The following is a 13361-nucleotide window of genomic DNA, read 5'->3' on the forward strand; positions in this document are numbered from 1 at the left end:
AAATACCTGGGACGGCCCATATTTCGCCGCTTTCTCGGCCAATAGCTCGCTATTGGCACTGCGAAATCGTCAAAATCTGGCCTCGCCCAGCTATTTTTCGCTTCGACTCTCCAAGTCCGACAGGCTGCTAGCAGTGCTCGCACTGCGTCGCGGCGTGCGCCTTGCCAGGCATCCGCTTCTGTTCGCTATAAATCACAATAATTTCTGCACACTTACTTAGCAAGCCACGATGCCACGAACGTAAAAAAACCCCTGAGCGCTTGAGTTCTCAGGGGTTTTAAGGCAAATCGTTATTTGCCGTGTTCGTGGTGGTGATAGGTGGACTTGAACCACCGACCCCAGCATTATGAATGCTGTGCTCTAACCAACTGAGCTATATCACCCGACAGACCAAGATTATAGAGATCTCATTTTTCCATGTCAAGGCTGTGCGATTATTTTTTCTGCCGAGCCACAAGCAAGTCCAGCATCTGCCCGGCCGGATTGTCACTCAGACAATCAATTACCACCCGGTCCGGCATCGAACGCAGCCAGGTCAGCTGGCGCTTGGCCAGTTGGCGGGTGGCGATGATGCCGGTTTCGCGCAGGGCGGCGCGATCGATCTTGCCATCGAGATAATCCCACGCCTGGCGATAGCCCACGCAGCGCATCGATGGCAAGCCGGCGTGCAGGTCGCCGCGCGCGCGCAACGCCGCCACTTCGGCCACGATGCCGGCATCGTCGCCCGTGCCCAGCATCTGGTCGAAGCGGGTCGCGATGCGCGCGTGCAGCACGCTGCGGTCCGATGGCTCCAGCCCGAACGAGAGCAGATCGAAGGGCAGCGCGGTTTTTTCGCGTTTGGCCAGCAGCTCCGACATCGGTTTGCCCGAGAGGGCGATGATTTCGAGTGCGCGGTTGATGCGCTGGGCGTCGTTGGGCGCGAGCCTGTCGGCCGTTGCGGGATCGAGCGCGCGCAGCTTGTCGTGCATGCCGGGCCAGCCGATGACGGCCGCTTCGGCGTCGAGCTGCACGCGCAGGGCCGGATCGGCCACCGGCAGGTCGTCCAGGCCGTCGGCCAGGCCCTTGAAGTACATCATGGTTCCGCCGACCAGCAGCGCCAGTTTGCCGCGCCCGTTGATCTCGGCCACCAGGCGCAGCGTATCGTCGCGGAACTGGGCCACCGAATACGATTCGGTCGGGTCGATGATGTCGATCAGGTGATGCGGCGCGCTGGCCAGTTCCTCGGGCGTCGGCTTGGCGGTGCCGATATCCATCTCGCGGTACACCAGCGCCGAATCGACGGAGATGATTTCGGCGGGGATGGCGCGCGCAATCGCCAGCGCGGCGGCGGTCTTGCCCGACGCGGTCGGACCCATGATGGCAACGGCGAACGGCTTCATGGCGTGATCCTTGGTTTCATTGCGTGACCCTCAGTGGCGTGGCGGTCAGGCGCACCGACGCGAATACGGCCAGGCCGAGCGCGCACGATACCAGCGCCAGCGGATACAGCGTGCCGTCGAAGCTCGCGCCGACCACGCTGCCGACCGCGAACGCGACGCACATATATAAATCCCCCATCAAGCCGGCGGCGGTGCCGGCCTGCTGCGGGAAGGGCGTGACCGAACCCGATTGCGACACCGGAAAATTGACGCCGTGCGCCCCCATCGTCATGAACAGGGACAGCACCACCACGCTCCAATGCGCCAGTCCCGCGCCGACGGCGGCCAGGAACACGGCGCCGGCGGCCAGCGAGACGGTGCTGCCGATGCGCAGCGTGACCGCTGCGCCGAACAAGGGCAGCAAGCGGCGGCACACGATGGTGCCGGCCAGGTAGCCCGATACGCCAATCGCGAAGCAGTAGCCGAACCACTCGGTCGGCACGCCCAGCACGCGGATCAGCACCAGCGAGGAACCGGAAATGAAGGCGAAGATCGATCCGAACGACAGTGCGCCGGGCAGTGCGTGAGCCCAGAATTCGCGCGAACCGAGCACCAGCCGGTAGTTCGCCGCGAGGCCGCTCAAGTCGGTCGCCCTGGGGTTTTTATGCATGTTCGTCTCGGGCAGGCGCAGCACCACCGCCGCCAGCAGCAGCAACGACAGGACCGACAGCGCCACGAAGGCGGCGCGCCAGCCGAAGGCCACCTGCAGGTAGGAGCCGAGAATCGGCCCGGTGAGCGGCGCGAGCGAAATCCAGGAGCTGGCGCGCGCGATCACGCGCACGCTGTCGGCCGGCGGGTAGGCGTCGCGCACGATCGCGCGCGCGACGATCACGCCCGAGCAGCAGCCCAGCGCCTGCAGGAAGCGCGCCACGATCAGCAAGGCGATATCGGGTGCGGCCGCGCACAGCAGGCTAGCCACCACGTACAGCGACAGGCCCCAGATCAGCACCGGGCGGCGTCCGAAGCGGTCCGACAGCGGTCCGACGATCAGCTGTGCGCCACCGAAGCCGATCACGAACATCGACAAGGTTAGTTGCACGGTGGCGGCGGGCGCGCCGAAGCCGCTGGCCAGGCTGGGGAGCGACGCCAGGTACAAGTCGGTGGACAGGGGCTGCAGCATCAGCAGGCCGATGATCAGCAGAAGAACAGGCGCGTGCGCGTACGGCTCCAGCGGAGCGATGGTGTCGGGCTGGCGCATCGTCATTGACCGCGCAAAAACAGCTTGTCGAGCGACGAGATATCGAGCTGCACCCAGGTCGGGCGCCCGTGGTTGCACTGGTCGGCGCGTTCCGTGCTTTCCATCTGGCGCAGCAGGGCGTTCATTTCGGGCTGGTTCAGGATGCGGTTGGCGCGCACCGCCGTGTGGCAAGCCAGGGTCCCAAGGAGCTCGTTGCGGCGCTCGATCAGCACGCGCGAGCCGCCGAATTCGCGCACGTCGCGCAGCACGTCGCGCGCCAGCGTTTGCGCGTCGGCGTTCTTGAGCAGGGCCGGCACCGAGCGCACCGCCAGCGTGGTGGGCGAGAGCGCCGCGATGTCGAAGCCGAGCGCCTGCAAGGTGTCGCGGTTTTCCTGGGCGGTGCCCACTTCGACCGCGTCGGCGAAAAAGGTGACCGGGATCAGCAGGGCCTGGACTTGCATCTCCTGGCCGCCGACCTGCGCGTCGAGCGCGTTTTTCAGCTGTTCGTACAGAATCCGTTCGTGCGCGGCGTGCATGTCGACCAGCACCAGGCCCTTGGTGTTCTGCGCCAGTATATAAATACCGTGCAGCTGGGCCAGGGCGAAGCCGAGCGGGTATTCATGGTTCGACATCGTCTGCGTTAGCGCGGTGTAGGGCGTGACCGGGGCGCTGGCCGCGCTGGACGAAGCAGCGAACAGCGCGCCGTAGCTGTCCATGGTCTGCGCCACACCGGGGCCGTCGTAGCGGCTGCCGGGCGGGTAGGGCGAAGGCGAATAGGTGGCCGAGAGCTGGGCGCCGAAACTGGTTTGCTCATGTTCGCGGCGCCACGACGACACCCCGCCCACCTCGGCCGCCATCTGCGGCGCCGGCGCATTGCCGTGGTCCGTGGCCGAGGTCTTGGCCAGCGCGCGCTGCACCGCGTGGAATACAAACTGGTGCACCGCGCGGCTGTCGCGAAAGCGCACCTCGATTTTCGACGGGTGCACGTTGACATCGACCAGCGCCGGGTCGAGGTCGAGCGCCAGCACATAGGAGGGGAAGCGGTCGCCATGCAGCACGTCCTGGTAGGCGGCGCGCACCGCGTGCACCAGCAGCTTGTCGCGCACATAGCGTCCGTTCACGTAGAAGAACTGGCCGTCGGCGCGCGCCTTGGAGGCGGTCGGCAGGCCGGCGTAGCCGTGCACGCGCAGGGGGCCGGCGCTTTCGTCGATGGCCAGGCGCGCCTCGGCGAAGTCGTTGCCGAGGATATGGGCGCTGCGGCGCGCCATCTCGCTCACGTTCCAGTGATCGATGGTGCGGCCGTTGTGCGACAGCGAAAACGCCACGTCTGGGCGCGCCAGCGCGATGCGGCGCACCACTTCCGCGCAATGGCCGTATTCGGTCTGTTCCGACTTGAGGAATTTGCGCCGGGCCGGCGTATTGAAGTACAGGTCCTGGACATCAATCGTGGTGCCGTGCGCGCCGGAGGCTGGCGCGACGGTTCCGAGATGGGAGCCGACGATTTCCCAGGCGTGCGGGGCGTCGGCGGTGCGCGAGGTGACCGAGACGGCGGCCACGGCCGCGATCGAGGCGAGCGCCTCGCCGCGAAAGCCGAGGGTGGCCACGTTTTCCAGGTCGGTCAGGGACGCGATTTTCGACGTGGCGTGGCGGGCCAGGGCGAGCGGTAGCTGGTCGGGGGCGATGCCGCGGCCGTTATCGGTGATGGCGATGCGTTTCACGCCGCCTTCTTCCAGGCGCACGGTGATCTGGGTGGCGCCGGCGTCGAGCGCGTTTTCGAGCAACTCCTTGACCACGGCGGACGGTCGCTCGACCACCTCGCCGGCGGCAATTTGCGAAATCAGCTGGTCGGGGAGGGCCTGGATCGGGCGGTGCGCGGAAATAGGAGCGTTCATGCGCGAATTATATCCCCAGTGCCCGCGAATGCCGCAGCACGCCCCCAACTTCCCACCGGGGTCAGAGCTTTAACTCGCAACATTGTAAAACCCGGAACCCCAACACTGTGAACAGCTCTGATTTCGACGACATGGAAGAATGAGTGTCGCGAAGTGTGGCGCCAATGTACCATCACCGGGGTCCGAGCACGATTCTGTAACGAAAGAATTGCAAGTAAAAGCTCTGACCCCGGTGTGGATATTATTGTTGTTCGCGCACGGGGATGGGGGCGTTGCAGAGGTCGATGTGGCCGGCGGCCACTTTGGTCCAGGGGCCGCCGCGGTTGCGCTGGGCTTCGACCGCCGCTTTGTAGGCGGCGCTGTCGGTGCGCATGACTTCCCATTTGGTGCGCTCGGCCTCGGGCACGTCGGCCGCTACCTTGAACGAGGCGATCGGGACGTGCTGCTCTTTCTTTTCGTAGAAACCCATCGGCGCCGGACCGCGCGGCAGCGTCGATAGCAGCGGCATGCCGGCAATCACCCGCCCCACCACCGTGATGTTGCGGTCCAGGTGGCGCGGGGCGTGCCCGATCACGACGTACAGGGAGGAGCCGCCGCCACTGTCGGCGCCGTTGTCGCGCCCCACCCCAACCATGCCGTAGCAGTGGGCCAGCCAGGCCTGGCCGGTTTTCGGGTCGCGCGCCGATGGGAAACCGTTCGAGTGCCCTACCTGCCGCGCATAGCCGTCGCGGTCCGGCAGGCGCGTGAAACGGCTGTCGTTTTTCATCGGGACCGTGAATTCGGCGGGCAAGGTGGCCTTGGCGGTTTTCATCGGTCGCGGGTTCTTTTCATCCGGGTCGCCCCATTGCACTACCCAGTTGTCCTGCGAACGGATGATCGCCAGGCCGTCGAAATAGTTCTCGCGGGCCAGCATTTTGATGTTGACGGCGTGCTGTGGAGCAAATGTGGGCGCCAGTTCGATGACCACCCGTCCGCCAGGCACCTCCATATATAGGGTATTGTCGGGATCGAGCGCGCGCCAGTCCGATGGTTTCGATGCCTTGATCACGTCGGCCACGGTGTTCTTCGATGGCAGTTCCCTGGCTACCGTGGCGCCGTGCGCCGGCAACGCCAGGCCGCCGGCCAGCACGGCCGCAACGATGCCGGCCTTGTTTATTCGGTGTTGTACATCCATCTGTTGTCTCCAGGTCGGTTGGCTCGCATGGCGTCGGCTGCGCCGCTCGACACAATTGTAAACCGCAAGATAGCTGGTCAGGAAACTTCTGATGTGGCGCAATTTTCTTGCGGGACCCCCTGTGGCGGATACAAATTTTGACGCCGAGTGATGTTATTATGCGGCGCTACCTTTTAGGATATTTATGGATCTGATGCAATTCTTCGACATGATTCTGCATGTCGATAAGACGCTGGGGGTGTTGCTGGCCCAATATGGTGTCTACGTGTACGCCGTCCTGTTTGCCATCGTGTTCTGCGAGACCGGCCTGGTGGTGTTGTTCTTCTTTCCTGGCGATACTCTTTTATTCATTGCGGGCGCAGCCTGCGCGACCGGCCAGCTCGATCCCTGGATCTTGACGGCTTTGCTGGTCACCGCCGCCGTCACCGGCAACACCCTCAATTACTGGATCGGCGAAGCCATCGGGCAGCGCGTATTTACCCATAATTACCGCTGGCTCAACAAGGATGCCTTGCACCGCACTCACGAGTTCTTTGAAAAGCACGGCGGCAAGACCATCATCCTGGCGCGTTTCGTGCCGGTCGTGCGCACCTTCGCTCCGTTCGTGGCGGGCGTGTCGGACATGACACATACCCGTTTCCAGCTCTATAACATCACCGGCGCGCTGTTGTGGGTGGTCAGCCTGGTCACGGCGGGCTTTTTCTTTGGCAACATGCCTATCGTGCGCGATAACCTGACCCTGATCGTGCTGCTCGGCGTGGGCGCGGCCATCATCCCGCTGCTGCTCGGCGGCGTGTATAAAGTCAGTCGAAAGATGCTCAGCCGTTAAACACTTCCCCCATCGGCGCGACATTTCCGCGCCGATGTTGCTTTGTGGACTCAAGTTTCCGAGCATACCCGCCGATAACCAGACTGTATTTCTTACTTTCTGGAACATCATGCGCAACTTGATCGCCCTCTTCGCTTGCACGCTGGCCATCTCGACGGCAAGCGCCAACGATCCTCACGCCGCCGCCAAACCGGCCGCTGCCACCCCTGCCGCCGCTGCCGCCAAGCCCGGCGCGTCCAAGGCCGAGCCAGTCAAACTGGCGGCGCTCGAAACGCCCAAGCCGGCGCCGCCGTCGGCCAAGGCCGCTGCCGCCCAGGCCCTGAGCGAAGCGGACGCCGAAGCCGAGCTGTCGGCCAAGATCGCGGCGCGCCTGGCCCTCATGCGCGCCAACCAGGCAGCCCGCCTGGCCGCCGCCGCCAAGGCGAAAAAGGTGTCGGTGACGCGCCGCGAAGCGGTCAGCGCGATCACCCAGCCGCCGCCGGCGCGTCCTTTCCACAGCGACCACTGGTCGTACGAGGGCGAGACCGGCCCGGCCAACTGGGGCAAAATCAACGCGGCCTGGAGCAAGTGCGATACCGGCACGCGCCAGTCGCCGATCGATCTGCGCGATGGCATGAAGGTCGACCTCGAACAGATCACCTTCGATTACAAGCCGACGGGCTTCAACGTGGTCGATAACGGCCACACGGTGCAGGTGACGGTCGGCGGCGGCAATTTCATCACGGTGCAGAACCGTTCGTACGAACTGCTGCAATTTCACTTCCATCGCCCGTCCGAGGAACGCGTCAATGGCAAGGGTTTCGAGATGGTGGTGCACATGGTGCATAAAGACCCGGAGGGCAAGCTGGCGGTGCTGGCGGTGCTGCTCGAACGCGGCAAGGGGAACACTATGATCCAGACGGTGTGGAACAACCTGCCGCTCGAAAAGCTCGACGTCGTCAATCCGAATGTGGTGCTGGACGTGGCCGAGATGCTGCCGCAGCGCCGCGATTACTTCACTTTCATGGGGTCGCTCACCACGCCGCCCTGCAACGAGGGCGTGCTGTGGCTCGTGATGAAGCAGCCGATGCAGGCCTCGCCGGCACAGATGGCGCTGTTCTCGCGCATGTATCCGCTCAACGCCCGGCCGATCCAGGCCAGCTCGGGACGCATGATCAAGGAATCGAACTAAGAGCCTATGCGTCGATGCACACCGTGTGCGCGCCGCGCCAGGCCGCGCCCGGGGCCAGGGTCAGCGGTTCGATCAGGGCCGGTTCAATGCACACGAAGCGCTGGTACTCGGCATCAAGCATGTCGCCCAGCGCGGCCGCGTCGAGCGCACCCGGGTTCCACACCACCGCGTCGGTGAAGCCGCTTTGCGCAAGGCGCAGGGTGGACTGGCCGTCGGCGAGCAGCATGCCGCCTTCGATGCCCTGGTAGATGCGGTCGAACTTGTCGTCGATGTGCAGCTCGCCTTCCTGCACGCCGCCGATGCGCACGCGCGCCAGCTCGCCGACCGCAAAGTAGGTGTGCAGCGCGGCCGAAAACGCAAACGCATCAGCGCCCGTGTTGCTCACCTCGAACGCCAGCGCCAGCACGCCGCCGTTCACTTCCACCCGCAAGGTCAAGGCGAAGCCGTGCGGCCACGCTTGCGCCAGCGCGGGCGGCAGGTCGCCAGACGCCAGCGCGAAGACGGCGAAGCCCGCGCCGCTCTCTTGCAAGCGCCAGGTAACCACGCGCGCAAAGCCGTGGCGCATGCCGGCGCCGCGTTCGGCGAACTGGGGGAAGATCACCGGCACGCCGCCGCGAATCGGACGGCTGCCGTCAAGCCTGGATGCGGCGCTGCAGAACAGGCGCTCGGCGCCATCGGCGCCCTGCCACGACACCAGGTGCGCGCCGTACAAGGTGACGATGGCCTGGGCGCCGTCGGCGCCGCGGATGCGCACGGCCGGCAGTTGGCCGTAGTCGACCATCTCGATGGTGTTGGTCATCGTCTCGCTCATGTCTGGCGGCCCTTGGCCAGCGGCGGATTGGCCGCGAAATAGCGCTTGATGCCCTTGGTGATGGCGGCCGCGATCTGGTCCTGGTAGCCGTTGTCGCGCAGCTTGGCTTCTTCTTCGGGATTCGAGATGAAGGCCGTCTCGATCAGGATCGACGGGATGTCGGGCGCCTTGAGCACCGCGAAGCCGGCCTGTTCGACCGAGCCTTTGTGCAGCTTGGCGATGCCGCTGATTTCGCCAAGCACCGCTTTGCCGAGCTTCATGGAGTCGTTGATCTGGGCCGTCGTCGACAGGTCCAGCAGCACGCTGGCGATCTGCTTGTCGTGGCTCTGGATGTTCACGCCGCCGATGGCGTCGGCCAGGTTTTCCTTGTTGGCGAGCCAGCGCGCGGCGGTCGAGGTGGCGCCTTTTTCGGACAGCACGAACACCGACGAGCCGCGCGCGGTCGGCAGCATGAAGGCGTCGGCGTGGATCGAGACGAACAGGTCGGCCTGCACCTTGCGCGCTTTCTCGACGCGCACGCCGAGCGGCACGAAGTAGTCGCCGTCGCGGGTGAGCATGACGCGCATGTTGGGCTGCTCTTCCAGCTTGAACTTGAGCCGCTTGGCGATGGCCAGCACGATGTCCTTTTCGCGCGTGCCCGAGGCGCCGATCGCGCCCGGGTCTTCGCCGCCGTGGCCGGGGTCGAGCGCGATGGTCATCATGCGCACCACCTTGCCGCCTTTGTCGTTCTTTTGCGCGGCCACGCGCGGCGGGTCGGGACGGATCGGGGCCGGCTCGGGAAGTTCGGGTTTGGGCGTCGGCACGGCCGGCTGGGCCAGTACCGGGCCGGCCGGCGGCAACGGCGCCGGCTGCTGCGCGGGCGGCACCACCACCACCACCGGCGGCGTGACCACCGCTGGCAGCGCTGGCGTGGCGGCAGGCGGTGTGGCGGCCACCGGCGGCGGCGTCGCGGCGAGCGGCGGCTTGGGCGCAGGCGTCGGCAGTTCAGGGTTGCCGGGCGGCGCATCGGCGCGCGACCACTCGCCTTTTTCGATCATCGCCGCGATCGGGTCGACCGCCTTGACCGGATACAGGTCGAAAATCAGGCGGTGCTTGTAGTTGCCCACCGGCGCGAGCGTAAACACCTGCGGCTTGATTTCTTCTTTCAGGTCGAACACCAGGCGCACCACGTTGGGCCGGTTCTGGCCCACGCGCACCTGCTTGATGTACGGGTCGCCCGACTGGATCTTGGCCACCAGGCTTTTCAGGGTCGGATTGAGTTCGAGTCCTTCGATGTCGACCACGAGGCGCTGCGGGTCGGGCACGGTGAAGTGCGTGACTTTGAGGTCGCTGTCGTTTTCGAGCGTGACGCGGGTGTAATCGGCGGCCGGCCAGACACGCACCGCGAGAATTTGCGCGGCGCTAGCGGGCAGCACGGGAAAGACGGAAAGCAGCAGGGTGCCGCCAGCTTTCAGGATGGTGCGCCGGCTTATTGCTCCCGGCATCAAAGGTTTGGTGCGAATGTAAGGCGGTTGAGGCATAGCAAACCCAGGTCAGACAACGCTTGCAATTCTACATCACGGCCGAGCCCGGCAACGTGAAGGAATACACGCAGGTCGGGGGGCGGCAGCACCGGATCGGCTTTTTCGGGCCATTCGACGATGCAAATGTTGTCACCGTTAAATTCTTCACGGAAACCGGCGTCCAGGAATTCTTCCGCGCTGGCCATGCGGTACAGGTCGAAATGGATGACATTCACGGCGCGCCCGGCCAGTTCGATGCGGTACGGCTCGGACAAGGTGTAGGTCGGGCTCTTGACGCTGCCGGCGTGCCCGGCCGCGTGCAGCAGCGCGCGGGTGAGGGCGGTCTTGCCGGCGCCGAGGTCGCCATGCAGGTGGATGGACAGCCCCGGCAGCAGCGCGCGCGCCAGTGCGGCGCCCAGTGCGTTGGTGCCGGCTTCGTCATGGAGGTGGGCTTTGAAGTGCTGCATGGAATAGAATAGTCGCTGTGATGTTTGCCAGCCTTCGATTGTACTCCCGCCCAGCATGCTTTCTTCCCCTGACCAACCAGATCTGTCCGCTTTAGCGCAGTCCATCAAGCACTGGGGCCGCGAGCTCGGCTTTGGCGAGGTGCGCATCAGCGACGCCGACCTGTCGCAGGCCGAAGCGGGCTTGCAAGCCTGGCTCGACGCCGGCCGCCATGGCGACATGGATTACATGGCCAGCCATGGCATGAAGCGCGCCCGTCCGGCCGAACTGGTGCCGGGCACGGTGCGGGTCATCAGTGCGCGCATGGATTATTTGCCGCCCGCCACGCCAGACGACTGGCGCGAGCGCGAGGCGGCGCGCCTGCGCGACCCGGGCGCGGCCGTCATTTCGATCTATGCGCGCGGCCGCGATTACCATAAGGTGTTGCGCAGCCGCTTGCAGCAACTGGCCGAGCGGATCGAGCGCGAGACCGGGCAGCTGGGTTTTCGGGTGTTTACCGATTCGGCGCCGGTGATGGAGCTGCCGCTGGCCGAAAAAGCCGGGATCGGCTGGCGCGGCAAGCACACCTTGATCCTGAATCGCGATGCGGGGTCGATGTTTTTCATTGGCGAAATCCTGGTGGACGTGGCGTTGCCGGTCGATGCGCCGGCCAGCGCCCATTGCGGCCAGTGCAGTGCGTGCATCACAGCCTGCCCGACCCAGGCGATTTTGGCGCCCGGACGGCTCGATGCGCGCCGCTGCATTTCGTACCTGACCATTGAGTTAAAAAACAGCATCCCGGAAGAGCTGCGGGCGCTGATCGGCAACCGGGTGTATGGCTGCGATGATTGTCAGACCGCGTGCCCGTGGAATAAGTTCGCGCAAAGGGCGGTGGTGCCCGATTTTGCTGAACGCAATGCGCTCGGCAGTGCCGATATGGTCAGTTTGTTCGCCTGGAGCGAGGAAGAGTTCGGGCGCAGGCTGGAGGGCAGTCCGATCCGGCGCATCGGGCACGAGCGCTGGCTGCGCAACCTGGCGGTGGGCTTGGGCAATGCGGCCGAGGGGCGCAAGGGCGATGCCGCCATCGTGGCGGCCTTGCGGGCGCGCGCGGACCACGCCTCGCCGATGGTGCGCGAGCATGTGGCGTGGGCGCTGGGGCGGCATGCTTGAGGGCGCAATATGCGCTGCAACGTAACGGAAACTGAGACACAGTTAGCACGTTACCCGTAAAACCGTCGTTCCCGCGAAGGCGGGAACGACGGTTTTGAAGTTGACCGAATCGGAAAGCGACATTGGGTGCTCGACAAGCCACGCATCGACGCTATTCTGCTTGAAGCGCTACAAGCGCTTCAACCTCACCGCCGACCAGTCGCTGTCCATCGACGCCATCGCCACGCCCGTCACCCCGCGTTCCTTGGCCCACGCAAAAATGGTGTCGCGCGTGAGGTCGGTGGCCTTGGGCGCGCTCGGCTTGAGGTAAGCCACCCATAAGGACCCCTTCTCGCCCAGCCGCCGCAAGGCGGCGGGAAACCATTTTTCAAGCTCGGCCTGGTTCAGCGCGAAGACCAGCACCACGTCGGCCGGCCCTTCTTCCTCGTTGATCAAGTTCTTCGGCAACTGTTCCATCATGGCCGGATGGACCGCGCCATTGAAAACCGCCAGCGACCTGGCAGTCTTCAGGTACATCTTGTCGGCTATCGTCTTTTCGCTCATCGGATCGTACCCAGATTGAATTAGGAAGCGAAATTATGCTACCAGTGTTTGACCGGGGTACGCACCATTGCGTTCATTTTCATTTTGATTATGTTGTTCGGTTTCTCTGCGGACACCTTTGTCGAAGCGGTCCCACAGGCGGTCGTGGAAGGGCAGGACGATGACGTTGAGCACCGGTTCGATCAGCGCCGCCAGGCCGCCAAAGGCGAGCGAGCCGCTGGCCCAGGCCATCACGCCGAATGCCACCGCAATGTGCAAGCCGGTCTGGCTGAGCTTTTCCAGGCCCAGCGCCAGCATCCGCCCGCGCGCCGTGCGCGCCAGCTTGTCCAGGGCGTGCCAGGCTTTCTCGTGCAGCGGCAGCAAGGCCACGTTGAGGATCGGCTCGATCACGGCGGCCAGCCCGCCCAGCGCGAGCGAGCCGGTCATCAGCCAGGCCAGCGCGAAGGCGATGACCATGTGGGTGGCGATCCTGCTGGTGGTTTGTGCGGCGGCCCTGACCATGATGCTGTCTTTCGAATGCGTGCTCGATCAGTAAATGATAATCGTTCGCATTTAGAAAGGGCAGTGAATTGTGTCACTCGGGGCCATAGCGTGAGGCTATGCCGGCGTGTCCTGCTCGCCTATTTCAGCAAGCCGGCCAGCTCCACCGCGGTTTTGACCTGCATTTTGTCGAAGATGTGGGCACGGTGCACTTCCACCGTGCGCATGCTGATGCCGAGCTGGTCGGCGACGACCTTGTTCATCTTGCCGGCCAGGATCAGGTCGAGCACTTCGCGTTCGCGCGCCGACAGGCTGGCCAGGCGCGCCTGCACCAGCGCGCCGGCGCCGGCCTGGCGCGACAGGGCCAGCGCTTGTTCCACCCGGTCCATCAGGCGGTTGCCGTCGAACGGTTTTTCGAAGAAGTCGAAGGCGCCGCGCTTGAGGCTGTCGACCGCCATCGGCACGTCGCCGTGGCCGGTCAGGAAGATGACGGGCAGGCGCGCGGTCAGGCCGCGCGCGATCAACTGGTCGAACACGGCCACGCCGTTGATGTCGGGCATGCGCACATCGAGCAGCAGGCAGTCGCCCTGGGCGTCGAAGCGGGCTGCGGCTTGATCAAGAAAAAGTTGGGCGCTGGCGTGCCCGCAGGCTTCGATACCGCGCGAGCGCGCCAGCCAGACGAGCGAGTCGCGCAGAACGTCCTCGTCATCGACGATATGCAACATGGGAGTCTCCGGTTTTTCGCGTAGT

The 13361-nt window shown here is 64.8% G+C and carries 14 protein-coding genes and 1 tRNA gene; 4 read left to right on the forward strand and 11 right to left on the reverse strand.

Going from position 1 to position 13361, the window contains the following annotated elements; all coding sequences use genetic code 11:
• A partial coding sequence (locus F2P46_RS37030; protein WP_208296599.1) for a hypothetical protein occupies positions 1–220 on the forward strand: 220 nt, incomplete at its 5' end.
• Positions 221–306: 86 nt separating this feature from the next.
• Here F2P46_RS37030 and F2P46_RS12180 read toward each other — a convergent pair.
• The 5 genes from F2P46_RS12180 to F2P46_RS12200 all read right to left on the reverse strand — a co-directional run bounded on the left by F2P46_RS12180 (position 307) and on the right by F2P46_RS12200 (position 5661).
• Positions 307–383, reverse strand: a tRNA-Met gene (locus tag F2P46_RS12180).
• Positions 384–434: 51 nt separating this feature from the next.
• The gene (gene miaA / locus F2P46_RS12185) at positions 435–1379 is read right to left on the reverse strand and encodes a tRNA (adenosine(37)-N6)-dimethylallyltransferase MiaA (protein ID WP_166889470.1); all 945 of its coding nucleotides are present in this window, start codon (positions 1377–1379) and stop codon (positions 435–437) included.
• 16 nt (positions 1380–1395) lie between these two features.
• Positions 1396–2622 carry a multidrug effflux MFS transporter gene (locus tag F2P46_RS12190; protein ID WP_166889473.1) on the reverse strand — a complete coding sequence of 409 codons (1227 nt, stop codon included), beginning with the start codon at positions 2620–2622 and terminating at the stop codon, positions 1396–1398.
• Positions 2619–4487 carry a DNA mismatch repair endonuclease MutL gene (gene mutL, locus F2P46_RS12195; RefSeq protein ID WP_166889476.1) on the reverse strand — a complete coding sequence of 623 codons (1869 nt, stop codon included), beginning with the start codon at positions 4485–4487 and terminating at the stop codon, positions 2619–2621. The genes F2P46_RS12190 and mutL overlap by 4 nt, the downstream gene beginning before the upstream one ends.
• Positions 4488–4728: 241 nt before the next feature.
• Complete coding sequence (locus F2P46_RS12200; RefSeq protein WP_166889479.1) at positions 4729–5661, reverse strand: peptidylprolyl isomerase; 933 nt, start codon at positions 5659–5661, stop codon at positions 4729–4731.
• A 184-nt stretch (positions 5662–5845) separates the two neighbouring features.
• Here F2P46_RS12200 and F2P46_RS12205 point away from each other — a divergent pair, with 184 nt between their 5' ends.
• A complete protein-coding gene (locus F2P46_RS12205; protein WP_166889481.1) occupies positions 5846–6490 on the forward strand; it encodes a VTT domain-containing protein in 645 nt (214 codons plus the stop codon).
• Between the two features lie 109 nt (positions 6491–6599).
• Entirely contained in the window at positions 6600–7661 is a 1062-nt protein-coding gene (locus tag F2P46_RS12210) for a carbonic anhydrase family protein (protein WP_166889484.1), read from the forward strand.
• A gap of 4 nt (positions 7662–7665) precedes the next feature.
• Here F2P46_RS12210 and F2P46_RS12215 read toward each other — a convergent pair whose 3' ends face one another.
• Genes F2P46_RS12215 through tsaE form a run of 3 tightly spaced genes read right to left on the reverse strand, consistent with a single transcriptional unit; the run spans position 7666 to position 10441 of the window.
• Positions 7666–8472, reverse strand: a complete 807-nt coding sequence (locus tag F2P46_RS12215) for a D-hexose-6-phosphate mutarotase (protein ID WP_229509245.1) — start codon at positions 8470–8472, stop codon at positions 7666–7668.
• Positions 8469–9956: an N-acetylmuramoyl-L-alanine amidase gene (locus F2P46_RS12220; RefSeq protein WP_229509246.1), complete on the reverse strand. Its 1488-nt coding sequence runs from the start codon at positions 9954–9956 to the stop codon at positions 8469–8471. The genes F2P46_RS12215 and F2P46_RS12220 overlap by 4 nt, the downstream gene beginning before the upstream one ends.
• Positions 9956–10441 carry a tRNA (adenosine(37)-N6)-threonylcarbamoyltransferase complex ATPase subunit type 1 TsaE gene (gene tsaE, locus F2P46_RS12225; RefSeq protein WP_166889490.1) on the reverse strand — a complete coding sequence of 162 codons (486 nt, stop codon included), beginning with the start codon at positions 10439–10441 and terminating at the stop codon, positions 9956–9958. Before tsaE ends, F2P46_RS12220 begins: the two co-directional genes overlap by 1 nt.
• A 55-nt stretch (positions 10442–10496) precedes the next feature.
• Here tsaE and queG point away from each other — a divergent pair, with 55 nt between their 5' ends.
• Positions 10497–11588 (forward strand): tRNA epoxyqueuosine(34) reductase QueG, encoded by a 1092-nt coding sequence (gene queG, locus F2P46_RS12230; protein WP_166889493.1) that lies wholly within the window; start codon positions 10497–10499, stop codon positions 11586–11588.
• 168 nt (positions 11589–11756) lie between these two features.
• Here the strand turns inward: queG and F2P46_RS12235 are convergent, their stop codons facing one another.
• The 3 genes from F2P46_RS12235 to F2P46_RS12245 all read right to left on the reverse strand — a co-directional run bounded on the left by F2P46_RS12235 (position 11757) and on the right by F2P46_RS12245 (position 13336).
• The gene (locus F2P46_RS12235; RefSeq protein ID WP_166889496.1) at positions 11757–12131 is read right to left on the reverse strand and encodes a DUF3052 family protein; all 375 of its coding nucleotides are present in this window, start codon (positions 12129–12131) and stop codon (positions 11757–11759) included.
• A gap of 33 nt (positions 12132–12164) precedes the next feature.
• Positions 12165–12632, reverse strand: coding sequence for a DUF2061 domain-containing protein (locus F2P46_RS12240; RefSeq protein WP_166889499.1), 468 nt, complete (start codon positions 12630–12632; stop codon positions 12165–12167).
• 119 nt (positions 12633–12751) lie between these two features.
• A complete protein-coding gene (locus F2P46_RS12245; RefSeq protein WP_166889501.1) occupies positions 12752–13336 on the reverse strand; it encodes a response regulator transcription factor in 585 nt (194 codons plus the stop codon).
• Positions 13337–13361 lie beyond the last annotated feature (25 nt).

This window comes from Massilia sp. CCM 8734 (assembly GCF_011682155.1).
Lineage (GTDB): Bacteria > Pseudomonadota > Gammaproteobacteria > Burkholderiales > Burkholderiaceae_D > Telluria_A > Telluria_A rubra.